The sequence below is a fragment of the Desulfoluna sp. CYM3A genome (assembly GCF_056829965.1).
In genome coordinates this window covers 3,523,952-3,540,442 of record NZ_CP186556.1, presented here as the reverse complement: position 1 = coordinate 3,540,442, position 16,491 = coordinate 3,523,952, and the positions used below count along the sequence as shown (strand labels likewise).

Genomic DNA, 16,491 nt, shown 5'->3' with positions numbered 1-16,491 from the left:
CCGTTCCGGCAATGATGTCCATGATGGCTCAGATTCCGAACGGGACGAGTGACACGATGAACGAGTTAAGGCTCGTGCTGTTAAGCGGTGACAAGGTACCTGTTTCACTTCCTGAAACAATTGAAGCGATTACGGAAGACGTTGAGATTGTAAGCCTTGGGGGGGCCACGGAAGCATCTGTATGGTCCATCTGCTATCCAATAAAAGAGATGAAACGTATCTCAAAATCAATACCCTATGGTTGCCCTATGCGTAACCAGAAGTTTTATGTGCTGAACAACGGAATGGAGGACTGCCCGAACTGGGTTCCCGGCGGGCTGTACATAAGCGGAACCGGTCTTTCAACAGGTTACTGGAATAGCATTTAAACACAGAAGAGCTTTATTACACATAAGCTGACCGGTGAACGACTGTATAAAACCGGAGATATAGGGCGTTATCTCCCTGATGGGAATATCGAGTTTTTGGGGAGGGAAGATCATCAGGTCAAAATATCCGGACACAGAATTGAGCTCGGTGAGATTGAAGAGGTTGTGAAAGAGTGCCCCAGCGTCCGTGACTCTGTTGTTTTGGTGCAAGCCGAAAAGTATCTGGCGGCCTATTTCACTGGCTCAGGTGATATGGCGATAAATTTCCGGACGAAGGCAAGGGACCATGCACAAAGTAAATTACCGGAATACATGGTGCCTCAGTTTTATATTCAACTGGACTCATTTCCTTTGAACCAAAATGGCAAAGTCGACAGAAAACGTCTTCCGCCCGTCGATTACAGCGAGATCAACCAAAACAGCGATGTTGTTCCACCGGGAACATACATAGAGCAAGAGCTCTTTGACATATGGAAAGAATGCCTGAAAACAGATCAATTCGGGATCTATGAGAATTTTTTCCATCTTGGTGGTGATTCCATTTTGGCCGTCAGGCTTGTGAATAAAATCAACGATAAGTTTCTTTTGGATTTGACGATAAAAAACCTGATGCAACATTCCAATATAAAAAGGTTAGCTCATTTTATTGAGATGATTTGTGTCGATACGGAACGGGACGCCGAAATAGAGGAGGGTGTTATATGACCGCTTCACAATTATTGAAAAAATTATCGGAAGAAGGCATCAGATTGTGGGAGAAGGAAGGCGAACTTAAATTTCGTGCACCCAAGGGCGCTCTTAACGATGGTCTAAAAAATGAAATTTCGAGCTGTAAACATGAAATCATTTCATTGTTGAGACATTCCGACCATTCCATTCCCGGTGAATTACGAGCTGAACCTGACCTGGAAAATCGCAACGAGCCTTTCCCGTTATCAGATGTCCAAAGTGCCTATCTCATCGGGAGAGGAGATGCGTTTGAACTGGGGAATACATCATGCCACTCGTACTATGAGACAGAGCAATCTGATATTGATATTGATCGCTTGAACCTGGCTTTGAACAAGCTGGTTGCAAAACACGAGGCCCTGAGGCTGGTTTTCATGGATGGCGGCGAACAGAAAATACTTAAAGAGGTGCCGCCCTACAACGTCACGGTCAATGATTTCAGAGGTCTGGGAGAAGCGGACGCAGCACGCCGTCATGATAAAATCCGTGAGGGCCTATCCCATAAAACATACGAAGCCGGAACATGGCCTCTTTTTGATGTCGGGGTGAACCGTTTCAATGGGTTTGTGTCTTTGTACTTCAGTCTTGACCTGTTAACCGCAGACTTTTACAGCGCCTTTATCCTGTATAGAGACCTTGTTAAATTTTACGAAGATCCGGACCAGCCATACGAGGTGCCTGAATTTTCCTTCAGGGATTACGTCCTGAAAGAGCATGAACTCATTGATTCAAAGCAGTTTGAAAGGGCAAGAGATTACTGGATGGGTCGTATTCAATCTTTTCCCGCGGCTCCTCAACTCCCCCTTGCAAAGGATCCGGGCTCCATCAAGCGGCCGACATTTGTACGTAAAGAGTCCACCCTTGATGAAACATCCTGGCTGAACCTCAAAAAGAGAGCTGCTCAATATGAATTGACTCCATCGGTTGTTCTGATGACAGCCTATTCTGAAGTTCTCTCAAGGTGGAGCAAAAATGATCATTTTGCCATCAACCTGACCTTGTTCAACCGGCTTCCCGTTCACCCTGATGTGATGGATATTGCCGGAGATTTTACGTGCGTCAACCTCCTTGAAGTGGATACGAACAGTGGCGAATCCTTTGGGGAAAAAGCCAACGTCATTCAAACTCGGCTATGGGAGGACATGGACAACAGGCACTTTGGCGGTGTGAAATTCATCCGTGAACTTGCCAGGGACCGCAATGCAGAGGGCAAAGCATTAATGCCTGTGGTGTTCAGCAGCACCATTGGGGTGGAAAACAAAAACCTGACAGATTTCGATGTCACACGGCTTGGCGTTCTTAAGTACGGCATCACCCAGACCCCCCAGGTGTACCTTGACCATCAGGTAATCGAACATGAAGGGACGCTTTATTATAACTGGGATGCGATAGACGAGCTTTTCCCGGACAATGTACTCGATGACATGTTCGAGGCTTACACAGAGCTCATCACGCTTCGCGGTGATAATTACAAGCCTGGAGTGCACTGGAGGGGGATCTTGTCCCTGTCAAAACGCCGGGAGTCTTTGTCGGTGTCGCAGATGAGGAGAGCCTTCCTGCAGGCATGCTCCATACCCTGTTTGATGAGCAGGCGGCTACCCACCCGGAAAATGAGGCTGTTATCACCTCCGACAGGCGATTGAGCTATGGAGAGCTTAAAGAGATCTCTGATACCATCGGAGGGCTCCTCCGGAGGGAAGGCGCATTGCCTCAAACCCTCGTCGGCATCGTGATGGAAAAAGGGTGGGAACAGGTTGCCGGTGTCCTCGGTATCTTAAAGTCCGGGGCGGCCTACTTACCCATTGACCCGGAGGTGCCGTCGGAACGTCTGGATCACCTGTTGTCAGACGCTGGGGTCGGTATCGTCCTTACGCAGTCCAAATATGCGGACCGCCATGCGATCGAGTGGCCCGGGCACCTCAACATTATTGCCGTAGATGAGATTGATCAATGCGCCGGTCCCACGGATGGTGCATACCCTGTTCAGAGCCCTGACGATCTGGCATACGTCATTTACACTTCAGGATCAACGGGTGCTCCCAAAGGGGTCATGATTGATCATAAGAGCGCCGTCAATACCATTCTTGATGTGAACAGCAGGTTTTCCATGACGCCTGAGGACAGGGTCTTTGCCCTTGCCGCATTGAACTTTGACTTGTCTGTGTTTGATATATTCGGAGCCCTTGCCTCAGGGGCGGCAATCGTGATCCCGGATCATAAGGGTGCCAATGACCCTTCCCACTGGTTAAGCAAAATAAACGGCGAGAAGATTACTGTCTGGAACTCAGTCCCTCAGCTGATGCAGATGCTTGTGGAGTATGCAGCGGATGGGCAGGGGCTGTCTTCCCGTTCGCTCAGGCTTGTGATGATGAGCGGAGACTGGATTCCCCTTGACCTTCCCGGTAAGATTCGGGCTCTTTTCAAAGATATTGAAATGATTAGCCTCGGAGGGGCAACCGAGGCATCGATATGGTCGATTTATTACCCGATCCATGTAATTGAACCGGAATGGAGCAGTATTCCATACGGGCGACCGATGAAGAATCAAAGTGTTTATGTGCTCGATAAAAAGCTTCAGTTCTGCCCGGCATGGGTTACCGGGGATCTCTACATCGGAGGCGCTGGGCTTGCACAGGGGTACTGGGACGATAAAGAGAAAACAGACAATTCATTTTTCATACACCCTGTAACCAAAGAGCGTTTGTACAAGACCGGGGACCTTGGCAGGTATTACCCTGATGGGAATATCCAATTTGAAGGAAGAGAGGATTTTCAGGTCAAGATTAGCGGCTATCGAATCGAGCTCGGTGAGATAGAGGCGGCCATTGGCGCCCATCCGGGGATAAAAGAATCGGTTGTCTCGGTGTGCGGTAACGCCGCAGGTGAAAAGCAGATTGCCGCCTATGTCGTATTAAATGAAGACCCGGATTCTTCTCTGCTCCATGATGCAGACCCTTCGATTGTTGATTCTTGTGCATTGCAGCATTTTATTGAAGAGAAACTTGATCCCGATGTCCTAAGCGGCTTAAGTCGCTCTGAACTGGAATTGTTTTATCGCTATATGGAAGAAGTAAGCCTCGAATCTATTTGCGATGCATTTTATTCTATCAGTATTTTTACTACGCCTGAAGAAGAGCTCTCGGTTTCCGGGATCATGGAAAGAGGCAACGTCGACCAAAAATACGAACATCTTGTTTCGCAATGGATAGAGTTGCTTCTGGATAGGGGGCTGTTGAATCCCACGGCACCCGCCACGTATTCAATTTCCCCTCAATACCCAAATAAAAAGAACGTTGAATCCATTTTTTCAAAGATCGAGAGCAACCCATCTTTACTCAAGGCTGTTGAAGGGATCCATACCTACCTGACGACGCTCAAAGCGAGCTTTAAGACCATTATTCAGGGTGAGCGAGACGCACTTGAGTTGTTCTTTTGCGATGACCACCGGATTTCACCGGAGAGACTCTCGCGTATGATGCCCGGAACGGATGCAATCGACAAAACAATCGGCGGGTTCCTTAACTTTCTCTGTGAGCGGGGAACCGATGCAAGGCCATTGAACATCCTTGAAGCAGGAGCTCGAACCGGTGAAGCAACAGCCTCCCTTCTTCCCTATCTGCCTCATCGTCATGTTATTTATACGAGCCATACCTCGTCGTTTTTTACAGATAGGCTTTCGGAAAAAACCAACGGCTACCCGTTTGTGAAGTCTGTCGTATTCGATATCGATCAGGAGCCGTTGGTGCAAGGGTATCAACCTCATTCATTCGATGTGGTCCTGATGTTGAATTCTCTCCACAGGTCCACAGACGTAAGGAGAGCCCTTCAACATATCAAAACGCTCTTATCGCCCGGTGGGATTCTCATCGTATCGGAAAATACAATCAACAGCAGCCTCCAAAAAGTGAGCGTTGGATTTATTGAAGCCGGATTCCAAGGTCTTGAAGATGAACGGGCAGGCTCGGGACGTCCGCTTCTTTCCTCGGAGAGATGGCTGGCGATACTCGAAACCGAGGGGTTCGAAACGCCATTTTCCATGTTTGGAGATGCCCCCCAAATGATGGCCCAGGACATAATCATTGCAAAAACACCATCCGTCCAGAGATACTTCGGGCCAGAGGCATTAAGTGGGTTTCTTAATACGAAGCTTCCCCAGTACATGATCCCATCGTTTTATATCCAACTGTCATCCATTCCTCTTACCGGTAACGGAAAAGTTGATCGCAAAGCACTGCCGGTACCTTTCAGAGATAATTCAAGCAATGAAAAGGAATTTAAGTCCAGCTCACCGGAGATCTTTTTGGCCCAGATATGGGAACGTATTCTGAAAACAGACCACATAAGTGTCCATAGCGGTTTTTTTGACTTGGGCGGCGATTCCCTGTTGGGAACCCGCATTATCGCCAAGGTGCGAGAAAAATCAGGCATTGATATCACACTTCGGATGTTGTTCGAATTTCCCACGATAAAAGAACTGGCAGAACAGATTGACGGCGTGTCGGGTGCGTCCGAACAATCAGGCAACGAGCCCGCAGGTCTTTCCAGGATTCGCCCTGATAGAGACAACCGATTCGAACCCTTTCCTATCACGGATGTACAACATGCTTATCTGGTTGGACGAAGCGGTTTGTATGAACTTGGAAAGGTTGGAGCCCATTGTTACTTTGAATTTGATGGGGTTGATCCCGATATTGACAAGCTGTCCCGTGCCATCAATCGCCTGATCGGACACCATGATATGATGCGATCTGTGTTTATGCATGATGAGATGCAGCAGGTCATCATAAGGGACGTCCCTGCCTATGGGGTAGAAACCTATGATCTAAACACCCTGTCCCCCGAAGATGCAGACAATGAATTGCTCCACATTCGGGACATGATGTCCCATCAGATTATTGCCACAGATACGTGGCCTCTTTTTGATATTAGGGCATCGCTGTTCAATGCCAATTGCTTTAGGGTTCACATCAGTTTTGACAATTCGGTCTTCGACGGTTGGAGTATGTTCCATTTAATCAGCGAAATGTCGAAGCTTTACAGTGAGCCCGATGCGCCACTGCCGGAGCTTGATCTGTCATTTCGCGATTATGTTGTGGCAATGGAAAAAATGAAGGGCTCCCATCTGTATCTTAGAGATCAGGAGTACTGGCTGGATCGCTTGCATGAACTTCCGCCTTGTCCTGATCTTCCGATGGTCAAAAAACCTGAATCCGGTGTCCACTATCCTTTCACCCGATTTGAATTCAAACTAGAAAAGAGGACCTGGGATAAGCTTAAAAAGAGGGCAAAGGGGATAGGCATCACGCCGTCTGCGTTGTTGCTTTCCGCATATGCCGAGATTCTGAACTCAAGGTCATCGAATGATGAATTTACCATTAATTTAACCACCTTTAATAGAATACCCCTCCATGAACAGGTCAACGAAATAGTGGGTGATTTTACGTCATTGACTCTTCTTGGCGTCTCTTCGGGCAGTGGATTGACGTTTCTGGATAGGGCCAAGAACCTTCAAAAACAATTGTGGGAGGATATGGACCATCCATACTTCAGCGGGGTTCAGGCTCTGCGGGAGATCGCTAAGTTAAAGGGGGGAGCGGAACACGCCAGCATGCCATATGTGTTCACAAGTGCGTTGGGCCTGAATTCCTCTGAGCAGAGGGCCGTTGGAGATAACAGCATCGGGCGGTTAAACTACAGCATTTCACAGACGCCGCAGGTCTTGATCGACCATCAGGTATACGAAACATCGGAGTATCTTGTTTTAATATGGGATACGGTCAATGAGTTTTTTCCGGAAGGATTTATCGCGGATATGTTTGATGTTTACTCATCGTTTGTCATCGGCTTGGCCGATGAGAATGAATTGTGGGAAACTCAACTTCTTGAACTCATGTCTGAAGACCAGCGCAGGCACTTAGATGATGTCAACAACACACGCTATGAATATGCTCCCCGCTTGCTTCACACGCCCTTTGAAGAGCAGGCTCTGGCAAACCCGGACCGTGACGCTGTGGTCTCGTTAAATTCAGTGGTGAGCTATGGCACATTGCACCGTATAGCCGGCACTGTCGCCGGTATCCTCTCGGCAGAATGTGTAAGGCCGAATACGCTTGTCGGCATTGTGATGGATAAAGGGTGGGAGCAGGTAGCTGGTGTGCTGGGCGTACTAATGTCTGGCGCGGCCTATCTGCCCATGACGCCGGATACCCCTGAAGACCGACTGCACTATCTTGTTTCCGAAAGTAACGTAACGCACATCTTGACCCAGTCATGGCTTGAAAAAGAGGTACCGTGGCCTGAATCGGTGACCTTGCATTTTATCGATCAGATAGAAGGGGACCAAGATCCTCATATCCCTGTGCACCAGGCTCAAACCCCTGATGATCTGGCATATGTCATCTATACATCAGGGTCAACAGGGGTGCCCAAAGGTGTCATGCTTGACCATAAAGGGCCCTTAAATACCATCGAAGATGTCAATGAGCGATGTTCGTTGAGTTCTGAGGATCGGGTGCTGGCCCTTGCCGAACTGAACTTTGACCTTTCTGTTTACGATATTTTCGGGACGCTTGCAGCCGGCGGGACAATTGTCATTCCGGAACCGGATCGGCGAAAAGATCCATCACATTGGCTGGAGTTGGTGAACCAATTTGGTGTGACCATTTGGAACTCTGTCCCGCAACTTATGCAGATGTTTACCGACCATTTTATGGTTACAAAAGAGAACGTATCTGAATCGCTGAGATTGGTCATGATGAGCGGTGACTGGGTCCCGACCGACCTTCCGGCGAAAATCCGTTCTACGTTTGAGGGGGCAGAGATTATCAGCATGGGCGGTGCTACCGAAGCGTCTATCTGGTCAATATTATACAAGGTCGGACGCGTGGATCCAGGCGCGAAAAGCATTCCTTATGGCCAACCCATGCAGAATCAAAGGTTTTACGTTTTAAACGAAAAGATGGGTAATTGCCCTGTATGGGTTACCGGTAATTTGTATATTGGTGGTTTGGGCCTTGCCAAGGGGTATTGGAAAGACACACAAAAGACCATAAACGCCTTTGTTCATAATCCGCATACGGGTGAGAAATTATACGCTACAGGCGATCGAGGGCGTTTTTTACCTGATGGCAATATCGAATTTTTGGGACGAGAAGATTTTCAGGTTAAGATCAGGGGGTATCGGATTGAACTTGAGGAAATCGAAGTCACCGTCAAGTTGCTATGTGACATTTCAGAGTGCATCGTCACAGCTGCAGTTGATGATTCCGGAAATAAAAGGCTGGTTGCTTATGTGGTACATGATGAACCCATCTCAGGGGATGAGGCTCGTCGCAAAGAGGTGACGGCAGAGATATTGGCTTTCATACGAAAGAAATTACCCGAATATATGGTCCCGTCAGGCATTGTGTTTCTCAATGAACTGCCTCTGAATGCAAACGGTAAAATCGACAGGAAAGCACTTCCCGAGCCTTCAGATCACATGGTGTCGGATACCAAAGTCAGCGCCGAACCGGAGAGTTACCATGAAAAAGAGATTGCCAAGATCTGGGAAAAGGCGCTGTCTATAGAACATATCGATATTCATGCTAATTTTTTCGAAATAGGCGGTGATTCGTTAATTGCCGTTCAACTCGTGAATGAATTTTACGAACGATTTGAGGTGGATGTCCCATTTTCAGAACTGTTTGAATTTCCGACCATCGCCGGCATGGCAGAGACGGTTCTTAAAGCCCTGGGGGAGTCAACGGGCACCCCTGGGATGAAAGAAGAAAAGCTTCCGCAAATCGAGCCTGATGCGTCTAACCGTTATCAACCATTTCCGCTCACAGACGTTCAGCACGCCTATTGGGTTGGGCGAAGCAATGCATTTGAGTTGGGGAATGTGGCAACACATTCCTATTTTGAAGTAGAAAATTCTCATATGGATATTGAACGGCTGAATCGGGCATGGCTGAAAGTTGTTGAACGCCATGAAATGCTGCGGGCGGTCGTTTTGCCTGATGGTAAGCAAGTCGTTTTAGAACATGTGTTACCATATGAATTCAAACAGTATGATTTACGGACCGAGGCGCCCGAATCCATTCGGTCTGAACTGGACCGCATCAGAAAAGAGATGGAACACCAGATGTTGCCGGTGGGGGAGTGGCCTCTCTTTGATATCAGAATTTCCACATACGATTCCAATGTGGTTCGGATACATCTCAGTTTTGATGCCCTCATCGTTGATGGGTGGAGCATGGGGGTGATATTTGATGACTGGTATCGTTTCTACATGGATGATGACCTCCCCGTCGAACAACCTCATCTTTCCTACAGGGATTATGTTTTAGCCGAGGGCGTGTTCCGGGATTCTGAGTTGTACAAGCGCGACAAAGAGTATGCGTTCAAGCGCTTACCCACCTTGCCATTGGCCCCGGAATTGCCCCTGTGCACCGAAATTGCTGCCATTTCCAAGCCGGAGTTTCGCCGGTTAAATTTCACCCTTGATAAGAGAAAGTGGCAGCAATTAAAGAACCGGGCAAAACAACATAATCTGACACCCTCAGGAATATTGATTGCTGCCTACGCCAAGGTGCTGGGAACATGGACCAAAAACGCCGATTTTACGATCAACCTCACGTTTTTTAACAGGCTTCCCCTTCACCCGGAGGTCAACGATATTGTCGGTGATTTTACCTCACTTACCTTGTTGCCTGTAATCAATCAGGGCGATCGGTCCTTCGAGCAATGGGCAGAGGCGATACAACATCAATTGTGGCAGGAACTCGAGCACAGGTATTTTAACGGTGTCCGAACCATTCGTGAGTTTGCCCAGCTCAGGGGAAATATCCAGTCGGCCGTTATGCCGGTGGTTTTTACGAGCTTCCTGGGGCTGGAGTCTAAAGATAACGAAACCTCTCCGCTCTCTAAAATGGGCAATATCATCTACAACGTCAGCCAGACCCCCCAGGTCATTTTGGATAACCAGGTTGGTGAGAGAGATGGAGCCCTTTCCGTAAACTGGGATGTGGTGGCCGAACTCTTCTCTCCTGGCCTGTTGGAAGACATGTTCGACACCTATTGTTTGTTGCTGGAAGCGTTGGCCGATGGGGAAAGTGCCTGGGGCCTTACACATTCATCCTTGATTCCTGAAAAACAGCAAGAGCAGCGAAGAGCATACAACGCGACAGCCGTTCCCTCCTCTTTGAGGACATTGCTTCCTGACTTGTTTTTAGAACAGGTCAGGATTCATAAAGACAAGAAAGCCATCATTACGACAGATCGCTCATTTACCTACGGCGAATTGTCGGGCATGGCAACACATCTCGGTTACCACCTTCAAAAAATGGGGATCGGACCGAACCGACTTGTCGCCATTGTCATGGAAAAGGGGTGGGAGCAGGTCACCGCAGCGTTGGGCATCTTGATGTCGGGCGGAGCATATCTTCCCATTGCTGTGGATACGCCCACGGAAAAATTGAAACACATTCTCCGTGACGCCGAGGTTGATATTGTCTTGACGCAGTCCTGGTTAGAGGACGATCTCGCATCCTTTGAGGGTGTTATCACGCTCTCTGTTGATACAATAGATCCGGTGGACGATGGGCTGGCACGGCTTGATGTGCCGAAAAACAATGAAGATCTGGCCTATGTGATCTACACCTCCGGATCAACCGGTGTTCCCAAAGGGGTGATGATTGACCATAAAGGGGTCGTCAATACACTGATGGATATTAATGGGCGCTTTGGTATCAGCAGCGAGGACCGCGTCCTTGCGATTTCAGCATTGAATTTTGACCTTTCCGTGTTTGACATCTTCGGCACCCTGGCTGCAGGGGGGACGATTGTGATGCCCAACCCGGCATGCCTGAAGGATCCGGAGCATTTGCTGGGCTTGATCCGACAGGAAAAAGTGACGGTTTGGAACTCGGTCCCGATGCTGATGAGAATGCTGCTTGAGTCTCTTTCAGAGACGGAGAGTTCCGCAATCCAGAGCCTTAGATTGATTCTGCTGAGTGGCGACTGGATTCCTACGAATCTGCCGGACCGAATCAAGCATCATATCCAGGATGTTCAGGTTGTCGGCTTGGGAGGGGCAACAGAGGCTTCGATATGGTCCATTTTATATCCCGTTGATGGCGTTAATCCTGAATGGAGGAGTATTCCCTATGGTCGTCCTATGTCAAATCAACAGGTTTATGTTCTGAACGAAAATCTTGAGGAGTGCCCCGATCATGTTGTCGGCGAATTGTACATTGGAGGGGACGGACTGGCAAAAGGCTATTGGAAGGACAATGAAAAAACGGATTTTCACTTTTTCATTCACCCTCGAAATGGCCGGAGACTCTACCGGACCTGTGATTTCGGCAGGTACATGCCTGAAGGGTATATCGAGTTCATGGGAAGGGAAGACCTTCAGGTGAAAATCAGCGGGTACCGTATCGAGCTGGGCGAGGTGGAGTCTGTCGTTCACAGGTTCCCTGATATCAAGGAGGCCGTTGTTCTTGCTGTAGAGGGGACGGAAAAGGAGAAGTTTCTATCCGGGTATGTGGTGCCTCACCCTGAGCAAGACGTTTCCATTGAAGCTCTCCAGGCGTTCTTAAAAGAGCGTCTCAACGACTACATGATACCTACGACGTGGACCGTATTGGACAAGCTCCCGCTGAGCTCCAACGGGAAAGTCGATCGCAAGGCTTTGGTCAACTCAGAACGTAAATCCGTCAACATGTCTACCTCGTATGTCCCCCCGAGAAATGAGCTGGAAGAGGGCATATGTTCCATCGTTAAAGAGATCCTCGGCGTCGACAGGGTGAGCGTCAACGAGAAATTTTTCAATTTGGGCGCAACCTCGTTGGATATTGTAAGAATGCAAAACAAACTGCTCAGTGCGTTGAACCGCAAGATTACGGTCATGGATTTATTCGAATATTCGACTGTTGAGGCGTTGGCTCAACACATGGTTCAACGGGACAATGTAAATCAACCTGAAAAGAGCGTACAGAGTCGGGTACAAAACCGCAGGCAAATGATCAGCAAACGAAGAAAACGTGTTCCGAACGATCGATAATACATGGCCGGAAGAGATTCTGGGAATAAAGGCTGTCCCGGTTATGTTGCGGTATGAAACAGCCGGGACAAAGCCTTTGGTCCCCAGAACGCACAGCCCGATGACACACCCCCCTTTCTTCTCCGTTCCGCCCCTGGATCCGGAGTATCACTTTACAACGCTTACTGATGGCATACGCAGCGTGTATGGCCCCATTGATGTTCATTTCTTATGCGTTTACTCATAACGAGGAGATAAGCAGTGGTAAACACCGATGAGTATGAGGATATTGAGCCCATTGCAATTGTCGGCGCAAGTTGCCGATTCCCTGGTGCAGATACGATAGATCAATTTTGGAGTAACCTCTGCAATGGCGTGGAGTCCGTCACTTTTTTTGAAGAGTCCGAGCTTATTGAGGCAAATATTCCATCTCATATTTATAACGACCCTGACTATGTCAATGCAGCCTGTGTCATTGATGACATAGACAAGTTTGATTTCTCTTTTTTTGAGTACTCCAAGGAGGAAGCAGAACTCATCGACCCACAACAGCGCCTTTTTTTGGAATGCGCCTATGAAGCTGTCGAAGATGCAGGGTATTCGATTCGGGCATATGACGGAGTCACAGGGGTTTTCGGGGGCACGCGAACCAGTGGGTACACCAAGCTGTTAAGTGCCCCCTTGATGCGTCCGGGATCATTGAAAAGTTTTGAAGTGATTCTTGGTAATGCGGTGGACCAGACCTGCCTTCGCGTCGCCTATGGTTTGAACCTCAAGGGACCGAGTATTGGGGTTCAGACGGTATGCTCAACATCACTGGTTGCCGTTCATATGGCCTGCGAAGCCCTTCAAAACGGAGAATGTGACATGGCTTTGGTCGGTGCCGCAGCCGTGCATGTCCCGAGAAACCAGGGCTATTTGCATGAAGACGGAATGGTTCTTTCCCCTGATGGGCACTGTCGAGCTTTTGACATAAACGCTCAAGGGTCGGTGCCTGGAAATGGGCTGGGTGTCGTTGTGTTGAAGCGTTTATCCGATGCGGAAGCTGACAAGGACCATGTCTATGCTGTTGTCAAAGGAACGGCTGTCAATAACGATGGGGCCTCCAAAATCGGGTATCGTGCCCCAAGCATTGAAGGGCAGGTTGCCGTTATTGACGAGGCCTTTCAAGTGGCGGGTGTTGATTCGAACACCATCTCCTATGTCGAGGCCAATGGTACCGGGACGTATCATGGGGATTCTGTAGAAATCGAGGCCCTGTCACGGGTTTTCAAGGGCCAGGGCGACCGGCAGTCGGTTTGTGGTATTGGGAGTGTAAAGACAAACCTTGGTCATTTGACGCACGCCGCAGGAATAGCAGCCCTGATCAAAACAATGCTGTCGTTGAAATACAAACAACTGCCACCAAGCCTGAATTGTGAGGTGCCCACTCCGCAGTTGCAGGACACTCCTTTTTACGTCGTCAGGGACCTTTCCGAGTGGAGATCAAACGGCCTTCCCAGGCGCGCCGGGGTTAATGCATTTGCCATCGGGGGTAGCAACGCACATGCGGTTCTTGAAGAGGCTCCGCCAAGCCCGAGGCAACATGAACAAAGGTTGGGGGAATATCAAATCCTCACCCTTTCGGCAAAGACCGAAAACGCGTTGGCCCGCATGGTCAAACGGTATGACCTTTTTTTCAAAACGCATGAAGATGCATCTTTTCACGATGCGTGTTTTACCACCAATGTCGGAAGAGACCACTTTCAACATCGTATCGCACTTGTTTCACACTCCACGGATGACTTGTCAGGACAACTCTCAGCCCGAAATCCGGCGTCAAAAAAGGTGGCGGAGCCGCTACCGTCTGTCCGCAACGACAGGTTGATTACGGCATTTCTTTTTTCCGGTGAAATGGAGTCGGTGAAGGGAGCATACGAGAACCTTTACGCATCGTACCCACAGTTTAAGGATAGTTTGGATTTATGCGGGGAGCTTGCGAAAAACTACCAGGATGCCCCTTTACTGCCATCTGTCGTGGGCGGGAAACCATCAGGTAATAATACCTATTCGCCGGTTGAAGTCTTTGCGTTGGAATATGCGATAGCCATGGCGTGGATAGCTTGGGGAATAGCCCCTTCTGTGGTTGTGGGCCATGGCGTGGGCATTTGCACGGCTGCCTGTGTTGCAGGCGTCCTCAGCGTAGAAGATGGCATCAAGCTTCTGGTGGCAAGGGAACGTTTTATTGAAGGCAGCACGGAGGACTCTTCTGACTTGCTCGAGGGCACAATGAGAACCCTTACGTTGTCACCCTCCCGTATCCCTATTGTTTCGCCTTTTACCGGGGTTGTTGATCACCCGGAAGAATGGATTCGTAACGAATATTGGAACAGCAAGATAGACGAGGGCGTTCACCCACTGAAGATTCCTGAATACCTCAAAAGCTGCAGGGTGAATAGCGTTATGGAGATGGGGCCGGACTCATCGTTCTTCGGCTCATGTCGAGAGGTATTTTCGAAAACAAAGGGTCCGGGGCACGATGCAGATCACCGAGACATGAACCTCGAATTATCACTTTTAAAGCGGCTGGGCTCGCTTTACACCAGCGGGGCGGACGTGAACTGGAAAGCGTTTCATGCTGGGGGCTCCTCTCATCGAATGTCACTTCCGACATACCCATTTGAGCGAACGAGATGCTGGTTTGAAGGTCAGGAATAAAAGGCAGAAAGCGCGGTGAGGATTGGCACGATGGAGAAGGCTTCATCGAACTACTCGACACAGCGGTCAAGTTTAACCAATGGTCACAATAGCAAAGGGACTCATATGAAAACCGACGCAATCGTTGTTGGATCAGGGGCTGGGGGGGCTACCGTTGCACGGGAGCTTGCACGAAAGGGAAAACGTGTCGTCATACTGGAATGGGGGAAGGACAATCCCCCCAATGGTGGTTTTTTTGCGCATCCATTGAGGTTCTTCGGCGGAATGCAGCATAAAACAAAAGCGTTTTTGAAATCATCCGACGATCCGTTTATGGAAATTGTTCGCTGCATCACAACAGGGGGGGGGACCCTTGCTTACGGGGGCGTCTCCTGGGATCCACCCTATGAGTTGTTTGACAAGTTTGAGATAGATTTAAAGAGCGAGGTAGAAGAGATAAAGCAGGAGATCACAATAAAACCTCTAAAATTAGGACAAATGGGGCCGGCTGCAAAGCGTATCAATCAATCTGCCTTAGACCTGGGACTGAAGTGGGAAAAAATCGACAGGTTTTTCCTTTCAGCTGATAAATTCAAGCAAACATCTTATCTGTTCGGTGATAAAACCGGGGCACGGTGGGATGCCCGTCAATGGGTCATGGAAGCTGTCGACAATGGAGCTACCTTATACAACGAAACTTTTTGCGACGAAGTTCTTATAGAAAATGGGAAAGCGGTAGGTGTCGTGGCTTTGGATAAAGATGGCGAGAAAACACGGATGATGGCAGATACTGTTGTTGTTGCAGCAGGTGGGCTCGGATCACCGGAAATTCTAAAGAAAGCAAAAATAAACGAAGCAGGCAACGGCATTTTTGTCGATCCGTATTTTGTCGCCACCGGCTATCTGGATCATAATGTGTCCGGTGGCCAGGAGGTTACAAGGCAAGCTGGCATTCTTCTTAAGGAGGATGGCTTGGCTCTGGGTGATTCTGCTTTACCGACACCAGCCTACAGAAAACTGGCCCTGAGCCATAAGAAGTTCAATAAACTCTTTAAGCAAAAGAAAGCGTTGTCGATTCTTGTTGAAATCGACGACAATTTAAGCGGGTGTGTTGATAACGACTATAAAATAGTCAAACCTCTTTCTCAGGAGGATCTTGGGAAATTAGAAAAAGGAAAAGGGATCGCTCGGAAGATCCTTGAAAATGCAGGGGCGAAAGATATTTGGTTTACACGGATTGCGGGCGTCCACCCTGGTGGCTCATGTAAAATTGGAGAGGTCGTGGATTCAAATTTACAAACACAGGTGAAAAATCTGTACGTATGTGACGCAAGTGTTATTCCTGAATCCATGGCCATTCCCCCTGTGTTGACAATCATGGCACTTGCCAAGCGGCTGGCTAAGACATTGTAGTTTCCATGGGCCTGCATGCGGCTTTATGGTATTCACACGTCGAGCGTGTCCATGATCGGGGCTTCCGAGTTGCAGTTGTCGTTGTTTGCTTCAACACTCTGAAAAACGGAAGATGGATACGCTCGACTCCCTTGAGGGGGGGGGGAGAGCGATGCGTTGTATTGTCATCGCTCCCATGTTTTTCATTCGGCTCATAAGCCAGAGCCAATACCATGAGAGTACTCCTGTAAGGTTGATTCAACGAAACACAGGGATGATACGCACAGATCGGCATGTTAA

General features: G+C 48.7%; 6 protein-coding genes. All 6 read left to right on the top strand.

The features are described from left to right. Window positions 1-11 precede the first annotated feature (11 nt). The 6 genes from ACOYW1_RS18090 (at window position 12) to ACOYW1_RS18065 (ending at window position 16,212) form a co-directional block, all read left to right on the top strand. Window positions 12-368 (top strand): AMP-binding protein, encoded by a 357-nt coding sequence (locus ACOYW1_RS18090; RefSeq protein WP_482419158.1) that lies wholly within the window; start codon window positions 12-14, stop codon window positions 366-368. Window positions 369-464: 96 nt separating this feature from the next. Beyond that, the gene (locus ACOYW1_RS18085; protein WP_482419157.1) at window positions 465-1,073 is read left to right on the top strand and encodes a phosphopantetheine-binding protein; all 609 of its coding nucleotides are present in this window, start codon (window positions 465-467) and stop codon (window positions 1,071-1,073) included. Beyond that, complete coding sequence (locus ACOYW1_RS18080; protein ID WP_482419156.1) at window positions 1,070-2,740, top strand: condensation domain-containing protein; 1,671 nt, start codon at window positions 1,070-1,072, stop codon at window positions 2,738-2,740. Before ACOYW1_RS18085 ends, ACOYW1_RS18080 begins: the two co-directional genes overlap by 4 nt. Next, entirely contained in the window at window positions 2,662-12,144 is a 9,483-nt protein-coding gene (locus ACOYW1_RS18075; RefSeq protein ID WP_482419155.1) for an amino acid adenylation domain-containing protein, read from the top strand. The genes ACOYW1_RS18080 and ACOYW1_RS18075 overlap by 79 nt, the downstream gene beginning before the upstream one ends. A 240-nt stretch (window positions 12,145-12,384) precedes the next feature. After that, window positions 12,385-14,820, top strand: a complete 2,436-nt coding sequence (locus ACOYW1_RS18070; RefSeq protein WP_482419154.1) for a type I polyketide synthase — start codon at window positions 12,385-12,387, stop codon at window positions 14,818-14,820. A gap of 105 nt (window positions 14,821-14,925) precedes the next feature. Further along, the gene (locus tag ACOYW1_RS18065) at window positions 14,926-16,212 is read left to right on the top strand and encodes a GMC family oxidoreductase N-terminal domain-containing protein (protein WP_482419153.1); all 1,287 of its coding nucleotides are present in this window, start codon (window positions 14,926-14,928) and stop codon (window positions 16,210-16,212) included. Window positions 16,213-16,491 lie beyond the last annotated feature (279 nt).

Bases quoted from the DNA above. Each gene is read 5' to 3' on its own strand.
- ACOYW1_RS18090 (WP_482419158.1), top strand. From the start codon at position 12: ATGATGTCCATGATGGCTCAGATTCCGAACGGGACGAGTGACACGATG.
- ACOYW1_RS18080 (WP_482419156.1), top strand. From the start codon at position 1,070: ATGACCGCTTCACAATTATTGAAAAAATTATCGGAAGAAGGCATCAGA.
- ACOYW1_RS18075 (WP_482419155.1), top strand. From the start codon at position 2,662: ATGCTCCATACCCTGTTTGATGAGCAGGCGGCTACCCACCCGGAAAAT.
- ACOYW1_RS18065 (WP_482419153.1), top strand. From the start codon at position 14,926: ATGAAAACCGACGCAATCGTTGTTGGATCAGGGGCTGGGGGGGCTACC.